General features: G+C 76.2%; 9 protein-coding genes. 3 read left to right on the forward strand and 6 right to left on the reverse strand.

The annotated features are described in order from the left end of the window. Positions 1-937: DUF998 domain-containing protein (locus I4I78_RS25750; protein WP_218614079.1), on the forward strand; the 937-nt coding region annotated here is incomplete at its 5' end. Between the two features lie 10 nt (positions 938-947). On the opposite strand, the gene I4I78_RS25755 is transcribed toward I4I78_RS25750, so the two are convergent. Next, a complete protein-coding gene (locus tag I4I78_RS25755) occupies positions 948-2,264 on the reverse strand; it encodes an NAD(P)/FAD-dependent oxidoreductase (RefSeq protein ID WP_308252357.1) in 1,317 nt (438 codons plus the stop codon). A 141-nt stretch (positions 2,265-2,405) separates the two neighbouring features. Here I4I78_RS25755 and I4I78_RS25760 point away from each other — a divergent pair, with 141 nt between their 5' ends. Then, positions 2,406-3,398 carry an NADPH:quinone reductase gene (locus I4I78_RS25760; protein WP_218614080.1) on the forward strand — a complete coding sequence of 331 codons (993 nt, stop codon included), beginning with the start codon at positions 2,406-2,408 and terminating at the stop codon, positions 3,396-3,398. Between the two features lie 6 nt (positions 3,399-3,404). Here the strand turns inward: I4I78_RS25760 and I4I78_RS25765 are convergent, their stop codons facing one another. From I4I78_RS25765 to I4I78_RS25785, 5 genes are all read right to left on the reverse strand, one after another. Beyond that, on the reverse strand, positions 3,405-3,875 hold the full coding sequence (locus I4I78_RS25765) for an STAS domain-containing protein (RefSeq protein WP_218614081.1): 471 nt from the start codon (positions 3,873-3,875) through the stop codon (positions 3,405-3,407). 137 nt (positions 3,876-4,012) lie between these two features. After that, positions 4,013-5,263, reverse strand: coding sequence for an NAD(P)/FAD-dependent oxidoreductase (locus I4I78_RS25770; protein WP_218614082.1), 1,251 nt, complete (start codon positions 5,261-5,263; stop codon positions 4,013-4,015). Positions 5,264-5,272: 9 nt separating this feature from the next. After that, positions 5,273-6,079 (reverse strand): glycosyltransferase family 2 protein, encoded by an 807-nt coding sequence (locus I4I78_RS25775; RefSeq protein ID WP_218614083.1) that lies wholly within the window; start codon positions 6,077-6,079, stop codon positions 5,273-5,275. Further along, positions 6,073-6,813: a PIG-L deacetylase family protein gene (locus I4I78_RS25780; RefSeq protein WP_218614084.1), complete on the reverse strand. Its 741-nt coding sequence runs from the start codon at positions 6,811-6,813 to the stop codon at positions 6,073-6,075. Before I4I78_RS25780 ends, I4I78_RS25775 begins: the two co-directional genes overlap by 7 nt. After that, entirely contained in the window at positions 6,810-7,850 is a 1,041-nt protein-coding gene (locus I4I78_RS25785) for an acyl-CoA dehydrogenase family protein (RefSeq protein WP_226380443.1), read from the reverse strand. Before I4I78_RS25785 ends, I4I78_RS25780 begins: the two co-directional genes overlap by 4 nt. Before the next feature lie 187 nt (positions 7,851-8,037). Between I4I78_RS25785 and I4I78_RS25790 the strand changes: the two genes are divergently transcribed. Beyond that, on the forward strand, positions 8,038-9,222 hold a 1,185-nt coding region (locus tag I4I78_RS25790; protein WP_218614085.1), incomplete at its 3' end, for a glycosyltransferase.

Here is a 9,222-nt window from a genome sequence, read left to right on the forward strand (position 1 = left end):
AGTTCTGGTGGCCCTGATGGCCTGGTTCGGGCTGGAGCTGCTGCTCGGCGGGGACCGCCTGGGACTGGCCCAGCGGGTGCTGGTGGTGGCCCAGACGGTGTGGCCGATGGTCGTCGCCGTCGCCCTGTTCCGGAACCGGACGTCCCCGGAAGGGGTGGAGTACCGCCCGGCCGCACGGGTACAGCCCGGCATGGACGCGCCCGGCATGGATGAGCCCGGCATGGACGACCGCAGGACGGTGCCGGGGGACGGTGCGCACGACGGGTACCTGCGACGGTCAACGGGGCGGTTGCGGCCGGTCTCGGCGGCCGCGTGCTGGGTGGTGATCCTGGGGCCGGTCCTGGTGCCGGTCGGATCGTGGCTGGCCGCGGCGGTGCAGCCGCCCGGCTACGACCCGGTCCGGCAGTCGCTGAGCACGCTCGGCCGGCTCGGTGCCACCGACCGCTGGATCATGACCGGGACCCTGGTGCTGCTGGGCCTCGGCTACGTCGCCGGCGCGCTGGCGCTGACCGGGGCGCCGTTGCGCGGGCGGATCGCGCTGGGCCTGGGCGGGGCCGGGACGATGTTCGCCGGGCTGCTCCCGCAGCCGGAGACCGGCAGTTCGGCCTGGCACATGGGCGCCGCGACGCTCGGCTGGGTGGCCTTCGTGTGCTGGCCGCTGGCGGCGAGCCGGCACCCGTCCGCGTCGCCGCTGCTCGGGCGTCGGGCGGCGTGGGCCGTGACCGGGGTGCTGCTCGTGCTGCTGGGCTGGTTCTTCGTGCAGCTGCGGACCGGCGGGTCGCACATCGGCCTGTCGGAGCGGTTGCTGATCCTCGCCCAGACCCTGTGGCCGGCCGTCGTCGTGGCCGCGCTGCGCCGGGAGACCGTGCGCCGCGCGGCCGGGACCGTGGCGCTCGACCACGGCCGCACGTCGGTCGATGCCGCACGCGCGGACTGACCGGCCGGGCTCACCCGCGCTCGTCGACGGCCGGCAGCTCCGGCGACGCGGTGTCCAGCGGCACCGCCTCCGGGCGGACCAGGCCCAGCTGCACCCGCTGGCGGGGCAGGATCTTGTCCAGCAGCCACTCCGCGCCGGTGCGGATCCGGTTCCCCGGCATCGCCGCCAGGTGGTACCCGCTGGTCACGGCGCGGGCAAGTGGGCGCGGCAGCGCCACGTGCAGCGGGTTCGCCGCGGCGTCGCGTCCGCCGAGGTCGACCACGAACCCCATGTCCCGATGCGTGTACGGGGCCGGGGTGCCGTGCCCGAGCGACGCGGCGACGTTGCGCGCCACGGCCTTGCCGTGACGCTGCGCGTGCTGGGCCGTCATCGGGGTGGGCGAGCCGGGGTCGGCCGGGTCCGGGACGGCGGCGGCGTCGCCGACGGCGTAGACGCCCGGGTGGTCGCGCACCGCCATCTCGGCGTCGACCACGATCCGGCCGCCCTCGACCGGCAGGCCCAGGTCCTGCACCAGCGGGTCCGGGCGGACACCGACGCACCAGATCAGCGACCGTGTCGGCAGGCTCTCCCCGGTGCTGAGCTGCACGCCGTCGGCGGTCGCCTCGGTCACCGACGTGCCGGTCCGTACCTCGACGCCGCGCTCGCGCAGCACCCGCGATGCCGTGACCGACAGCTTCGCGTCCAGCTCCGGGAGCACCCGGTCCTTGACGTCGAGCAGCAGCCAGCGGATCGGCTGCCCGGCCAGCTCCGCGCGGTCCTTCGTGATCTGCGCGGTGAGCAGCGCGCCCTGCGCGGCGACCTCGGTGCCGGTGTAGCCGGCGCCGACCACGACGAACGTGCACCGCGCGGCGCGCTCCACCGGGTCGTCGGTGTCGGTGGCCATCTCCAGCTCGCCGAGGATGTGGTCGCGCAGGTAGAGCGCCTCGGGCATGCCACGGAAACCGTGCGCGTGCTCGGCCACGCCGGGGATCGGGAGCAGCTTGTTCACACTGCCGATCGCGACGACGAGCCGGTCGTAGCCGAGGTCGTGCCGCCCGCCCTCGGGGTCGGCGTAGTGCACGGTGCGGTCGTCCAGGTCCACGCCGCGGACCTCCCCGAGACGCACCTGCACCCCGGGCAGCGACGCCGCGAGCGGCACCGTGATCCGGCGCGGGTCCAGCACCCCGGACGTCACCTGGGGGAGAAGTGGCAGGTAGAGGAAGTAGTCGGTGGAGTTGACCAGGACGATCTCGGCCTCGCCGCGCAGGCGGCGGGCGAGGTTCTTCGCGGCGTGGAAGCCGGCGAAGCCGCCGCCGAGCACGACGACGCGGGGGATGCGGTTCGACACGGGTGGGGAACCTCCGATCTGTCCCGGGTGGACTACCCCGGACCGGGCCGGTCGACCCCTACTGTCGCGTACCGACTCGTGTGACGGGGTAGGCGGTCGCGTGACGGGGTAGGCAGTTGCACGACGGGGTAGGCAGGGGCCATGAAGGCAGCCAGCTACACCAGGACCGGTTCCGCCCGCGACGTGCTCACCGTCGGCGAGGTCGACCGTCCCGAGCCCGGCCCCGGGCAGGTCCGCGTACGGGTGCGGACGTCCGCGGTGAACCCGACCGACGTCAAGACCCGCGACGGCGCCACCGACCGCCCGTTCGACGGGATCCGGATCCCGCATCAGGACGGCGTCGGCGCGATCGACGCCGTCGGCGACGGGGTGGATGCCGGCCGGGTCGGACAGCGCGTCTGGGTCTGGCTGGCATCGCCCGGCGGGGACGCGGGGCAGGCGGTCGCCGAGTGGGGCACCTGCGGGGAGTGGACGGTCGTGCCCGAGCACCAGGCCACGCCGCTGCCCGACGCAGCCTCCGACGACCTCGGCGCCTGCCTCGGCGTGCCGGCCATGACGGCGTACCACTGCCTGTTCGCCGACGGCTCGCCCGCGGGGGCCAACGTCCTGGTCTCCGGCGGCGCCGGGGCGGTCGGGCACTACGGCATCGAGCTGGGCCGGTGGGCCGGCGCGACCGTCGTGTCCACGGTCAGCGGGCCGGAGAAGGCCGAGCTGGCGCGGGCCGCCGGTGCGCATCACGTGCTGAACTACCGCGACGACGACATCGCCGAGCAGATCCGCGCCGCCGTGCCGCAGGTCGACCGGGTGGTCGAGGTGGCGCTGTCCCAGAACCTGGGCCTCGACCTCGCGGTGGTCGGGAACGGCGCGTCGATCGTGAGCTACGCCGCGACCGCGGCGGACCCGACGCTGCCGGTCCGGGCGTGCATGACCGCGAACGTGAACCTGCGGTTCGTGCTGCTCTACGGCGTGCCGGCGGACACGCTGCGCGCCGCGGCTCAGGAGGTGACGGCCGCCGCGGCGATGGGGAGCCTGACCGCGCTCCCGATGCACCGCTTCACGCTCGACGACGTCGCGGCCGCACACGAGGCCGTCGAGTCCGGCACGACCGGGAAGGTCGTCGTCGACATCGCCTGACCGGCGTCAGGACCCGGCGACCGGCGGGCCCGGGTCCCTCTCCGCGACGGCCTCCTCGAACGGCAGCGCGACGCCGGCGACGAGCTCGGCGTCGACGACGTCGGCCAGCGTCAGCTCGGACTCGACGCCGCAGATCCGCAGCACGCGATGGTGGGCCGGGTCCAGGCCGACGATGATCAACTGGACCTCGCACCGGCGGGCCGTGCGGGCGGCGTCGAGCAGGGCGTGGATGCCGCCGGCGTCGAGGAACTCCACCCGGCGCATGTCCAGCACCAGGCACTCGCAGGGCAGGGCGAGCTCGGCGATCCGCTCGGTGACGAGCGGGGCGCCGACGGCGTCCATCTCGCCCACCGGGCGGACGACGGCGACGCCCGGACGAGGCCGGGTTTCGGTGACCCGCAGACGCGCGGTCCGGTCGGGCGGGGAGCTGGGATCGGGCGGGGAGTCGGGAGCGGGCGGGGAGCTGGGATCGGGCACGGACCCTCCGGGCGGAGCTCGGGCACGACGGTGCCCGGACCGATGACGGACGGCACGCTGGTGACTCAACGCACGGTCGGACATACTCTGCCGTACCCCTGCCGACCGGACAACACCGGTGCCCGCACGCGAGTACGTCAGCGCGCGGCGGCCCCGCGACGATCACCGGGACGGTCACCGCGACGACGGTCACCGCGGCGCACGGCCTCCTGACCGCGCTCGTAGTCGTCGTCGGCCTCGTGCGTGGCCACTCCGACCAGGACGTCGTCGCGGGAGTACCAGACGGTGAACGCGCCGTCGCCGTGGTCGACGAACTCGGCGTCGTCGTGGCCGTCGCCCCAGGCGGCGTACTTGAGCGTGTGCGCGCCGATCACGGTCCAGAACCCGGGCGGGGAGTCCCAGGACGCGTCGCCGCCGGCCGCGGTGGTGCCGGCGATGGTGCCCATCGCCTCGGCCTCGCCCCAGTGCTCGACGGCCAGGTGACGTCCGGCGCCGCGGTTGTGGGCCATCGCGACGTCCCCGGCGGCGAGCAGCCTGGGCGCCTCGGAGCGCATGTGCTCGTCGACGAGTACCCGCCCCTGCTCGGTCGGCACTCCGGCGGCCACCGCGAGCGTGGACCGCGGTGTGGCACCGACCGCGACCAGCACCAGGTCGGCCTCGAGCGGGCCGCCCTCGCTCAGCTCCACCCGGGTGCCTCCGGAGACGGCGGTGACCTGCACGCCGCCGACGAACCGGACGCCCTCCTCGCGCAGCCACCCGGCGATCCGCTGCCCGGCGTCGGCGCCGAGACGGTGGATCTGCGGTGCCTCCTCGGGGCTGCACACGGTCACCTCCAGCCCGCGCCGGGCCATGGTCGCCGCGGCCTCGCAGCCGATGAACCCGGAACCGACGACGATCGCGGACCGGACGTTGCGCACGGTCTCGCGCAACCGGCGGGCCTGCTGCAGCGACCGCAGATAGGCGACACCGGGGTCGTCCGCTCCGGGCACCGACGGGGTGACGGGCGCGTTGCCGGTCGCGATCACGCACTGGTCGAACGCGATCTCCGTGCCGTCGGAGAGCCGGGCGCGACCGTCGTCGGCCGCGAGCGCGGTGACCATCACGCCCAGCCGGAGAGTGATCGACCTCGTGGCGTAGTCCGAACCCGACGCCAGTGCCAGCTCCGGTTCCTCGGTCTCGCCCTGCAGGTAGTCCTTGGACAGCGCCGGCCGCATGTAGGGGGCGGTGTCGTCGTCGGAGACCAGCACGACGTCGCCCTGCCCGCCGTGGTCGCGGTAGGCGGTGGCCGCGGAGAAACCGGCGGGGCCACCGCCGATCACCAGCAACGCGGCCCGGGTGATGTCGTCGGTGGGGGTGGTGGGCGCGGTGTCGTCCTGCTCGGCGTTCACCCCCGTGGTCTACCCGTCGTCGGCGGCCGGAACCCCCGTCGGCGACTCCGGAAGCTCGCCGGCGCGTTCGCGTAGCAGGTCGGCCAGCCCACCGGAGGCCCGGCCGTGGGTGCGTGCGCTGGTGCGGACCGTGATGTCGGCGCCGGTCACCAGCCGGTGCCCACCCCGGAGCAGACGGGCCAGCAGCGCGTGCTCCTCACCGGAGACGACCCCCGGGAAGCCTCCGACGCGACGGAACGCCGCCGCGCGCACACCGAGGTTCGCGGCGTAGAGACCGGGCCGCGGCGGACGGTCGCCGGGGTCCGACGGGGACGGGTCGGGCCCGAGGCGCCCGGGCCCGTCGAGCTCGACGCCGCCGGCGACCGCGTCGATGCCCGCGTCGGCCAGGCGCAGGTGCTCGGCCGCCCAGTCCGGGCCGACGGTGCTGTCGGCGTCCGTGCTGAGCAGCCACGTCCGCTCCGGCGCGACGGGGGCCAGGCGTCGCAGCAGGGTCCGCGCGGCGAGGTTGCGCACCGCACCGATCACGAGCGGCGCCGCGTTCGTGACCACGTCGACCCGCGTGCGCGTGTGGCCGTGCGCGGCCACCGCGCGACGGGCCACGGCGCCGGTGCCGTCGACCGAGCGGTCCACCACCAGGCACAGTGCCGTCTGGACGTCCGCGGGGAGCCGGGCGAGCGCGGTCAGCGCGGCGTCCAGGCAGGCCGCGACGTGGTCGCGTTCGTCACGGGCCGGGACCAGCACCCCGACCGCGCGGACCGGTCCGGGCGCCGGGGGCGGGACGGGTCCGTCGCCGCCGACCGGGCGCACGGTCAGCACCGGCGGCCCGTTCCGCCCGCCGGCGGGTGCGCGCGGAAGAACACCTCGCCGTCGCCGTGGAAGTGCTCGAGCACCTCGGGCGGCAGCACCGCGCGTCCGCCGTCGGCCAGTGGCGTGGTCTGTGAGGCGAAGGCGGCGATCGCATGCCGCTTGGCCTCCCGGTCCCGCGCGTCGAGCTCGTGTCGGTCGGCCTGTGACCAGGGGATCGACGGATCGTCCGGGTCCAGCGTGGTGCACGCCCAGATCGGGTAGCCCCAGCCGCGCACGGTGACCGGCGCGGCCGCGGCGGCGGCGCGCCCGGCGGCGGCGTGGTCCGGGTGCGGGTCGTGCTCCCAGGGAGCGAGGTAGGCGTCCGCGTCGCGCAGGTGCGGACCCAGCGCGACGCCGAGCTCGACGGGGTCGAGTGCGGAGTCCGGCAGGCCCAGCCACGTGACCGGGCTCGCGCCGACGCCGAGCCGCGCGAGGGCGGTGTGCAGCTCGGCCCGCCGGGTGCGGCCCAGCTCGGCGCGGTCGAGGCCGGTCACCTCGGGCAGCGCGGCCTCGCCGTCGGTGGCGACGACGATCTCGACCCGTGCCCCGGCCTCGTGCGCCCCGCGCAGCAGCCCGGCCGCGGCCAGCGTCTCGTCGTCGGGGTGCGCGGCGACGACGACGAGGCGGCCGAGCCCGGCCGGGTCGATCGTGCCGGTCGCCCGTTGCCGGGCCGCGGTCCGCCACCGCTGCGGCGACGCGCTCATCGTCGGCCGTCCAGCAGGGCGCGGCCGAGGTCGGCCAGGTCACGGTCGCCGTGGTGCTGGCGCGAATAGACCTGCAGGTCGGTGAGACGGTCGGCGAAACGGTGGTCGCGGGTCAGGGTCGCGGCACCGGCGATGCGCGGTGCGGCGTCGAGCACGGTGCGGCACACGTTCTCGGCCGCGGCGCGCGCCGTCCACACGTCGTCGCGGTGCGCGGAGCCGGGATCGGCGTCGATCCGCTCCGCGGTCCGGCTCAGCAGCGCGTCCGTGGCAGCGAGCGCGGTGTGCAGGGCGCCGAACCCGGCGAGCTGGTGCGGGTCCGGATCGCGCTCGCCCAGGGCCGCCGCGAGGTCGTCGCAGACGCCCGCGGCGCCGCCGAGCCAGACCGCGGCCACTCCGCCGCCGCCCCACCAGAACCCGGTCCGGCCGGTGTAGAAGCCGGGTGGCCCGAGCAGCTGGTCGTCGGTGACCGGCAGGCCGTCGAGCTCGACGTCCGCGCTGTCGCTGGCCGCCATCCCGTGCGAGCGCCAGGTGCCGGGCACCGGACGCACCCGCGGGTCGTCCAGGGCGATGTCGGCGATCCGGCTCCCGCCGGGCCCGAGCGCGACGACCAGCGCCCGGTCGAGCAGGTGCGCGCCGGAACAGAAGCGGACGATGCCGGACAGGCCCCTGCCGTCGCCCGGCCCGTCCACGAGGTCGGCGCCGGTCCCGCCGGAGCGGGCCGCCCACACCCCGTAGCGCGCGCCGGGCCGTGGCGCGGCACCGGCCTCCTCGAGCACGGCGAGCGCGTCGACGTGCCCCTCGGCCAGCCGGGCGAACGCGAGGTCGTCGCGTCCCCACCGGGCCAACGTCGCCCAGCGGCCCGGGGTCGCGCCGCGCCCGGCCCGGGGCAGGTCGAGCTCACCACGGGCCACGGCCCGGGTCAGCCGCTCGGCGACCGGGCCGGGTTCCGGGGTGGGGGGAGCGGTGCCGAGCAGGGAGTCGGACCGGCGCTCCTGCGATCCGGTCGGGGAGATCGGAGAGCATGTGTCCTCGAGCATGCGGGCCTTTCGCGACCGGGGATCGACGGAGGGGGCCGCTCGCGCACCGGGGTTACCTCCACGGCGGGCCGGTAAACCGGCCCGGAACTCGGCGTGTGCCGGGCGCTGCGGCGGGGTATCCCGGGTGGACAGACGTGTAGAGCCACCTGCGCGTGCCCGCGTATTCGCGTGCATTCCGGAGGTTCTGGTGCGCATCGATCTCGTCTCCGCCCACGTCAGCCCGTGCGCCGAGCCCGGCGAGCCGGGATGGTCCGGCCAGGCGGTACTCGTCCGGGAGCTGGCCGAGTCGCTCGCCGGTGCAGGCCACGAGGTGACCGTCCTGGCCCGCCGCGACGACGTCTCCCGCGCGTCCACGGCGCAGCCCCTGCCGAACCTGACGATCCGCCATCTCGACGCCGGCCCGCCCGCCGCGCTCTCCGACGAACGCCTCGTCGCGGCCGTGCCCGAGCTGGCGCGGCTGCTCGGCGAGCAGTGGCGCTCCGACCCGCCCGATGTCGTGCACGCCCACCACTGGACCTCCGGGCTCGCGGCGGCCGCCGCGGCCGACGGCATCGTCCGGGTCCAGACGTTCCACACCCTGTCGCGTCCCGACGGCGGTGCGGGTCCGGCCGGTCGCGCGTCGGCGGAGCAGGCGGTCGCCCGGTCGGCGGACCGGGTCGTGGCGCTCTGCGAGGACGAGCTGTCGGACCTGCTGCAGCGCGGCGCACCGCGCTCGCGTCTGCGGGTGGTGCCGGCCGGGATCGACACCGGCGTCTGGCGTCCGGACGGCCCGTCCCTGCGCCGCGCGGGCCACCCCCGGATCGTGTCGGTGGGCTCGGTGGCCCCCGACGACGGGGCGGACGAGCTCCTCGAGGCACTGCGCCGGGTTCCGGACGCCGAGCTGTTCGTGGCCGGCGGGCCGGCTCCCGAACGGGCCGCGGACGACACCGACCTCGAGCGGCTGCACGCGGTCGCGGCCCGCGCCGGGGTGGCCACGCGGGTGCGGTTGCTCGCGGCGGTCTCGCGCGACGACGTCCCGCGACTGATCCGCTCGGCGGACGTGCTGGTCAGCGCACCTCGACGGGAGTCGTCGGGGACGGCTGCGCTGGAGGCGATGGCGTGTGGGCGCCCGGTCGTCGCGACGGCGGTGGGGGGTCTGCGCGACATGGTCGTGGACCAGGTGACCGGGCTGCAGGTGCTGCCCGGCCGGCCGGCCGACCTCGCCGCAGCACTGCGCGAGATGGTCGCGGACGCGGGCACCGGCACCGCGTTCGGGATCGCCGGGCGGGACCGTGCGTCGTCGCGCTACGACCGGTCGCGAACCGTGGAGGCGATGACGCAGGTCTACCGGGAGGCCATCGCGGCCGCCGCCGGGACCGGGGACGTCGGGGAC

It is taken from the genome of Pseudonocardia sp. KRD291, from assembly GCF_019263595.1.
Lineage (GTDB): Bacteria > Actinomycetota > Actinomycetes > Mycobacteriales > Pseudonocardiaceae > Pseudonocardia.

What these genes read in the sequence shown, in the direction of transcription:
- I4I78_RS25780 (WP_218614084.1), bottom strand. Translation starts at nt 6,813, where the DNA reads ATGAGCGCGTCGCCGCAGCGGTGGCGGACCGCGGCCCGGCAACGGGCG.
- I4I78_RS25785 (WP_226380443.1), bottom strand. Translation starts at nt 7,850, where the DNA reads ATGCTCGAGGACACATGCTCTCCGATCTCCCCGACCGGATCGCAGGAG.
- I4I78_RS25760 (WP_218614080.1), top strand. Translation starts at nt 2,406, where the DNA reads ATGAAGGCAGCCAGCTACACCAGGACCGGTTCCGCCCGCGACGTGCTC.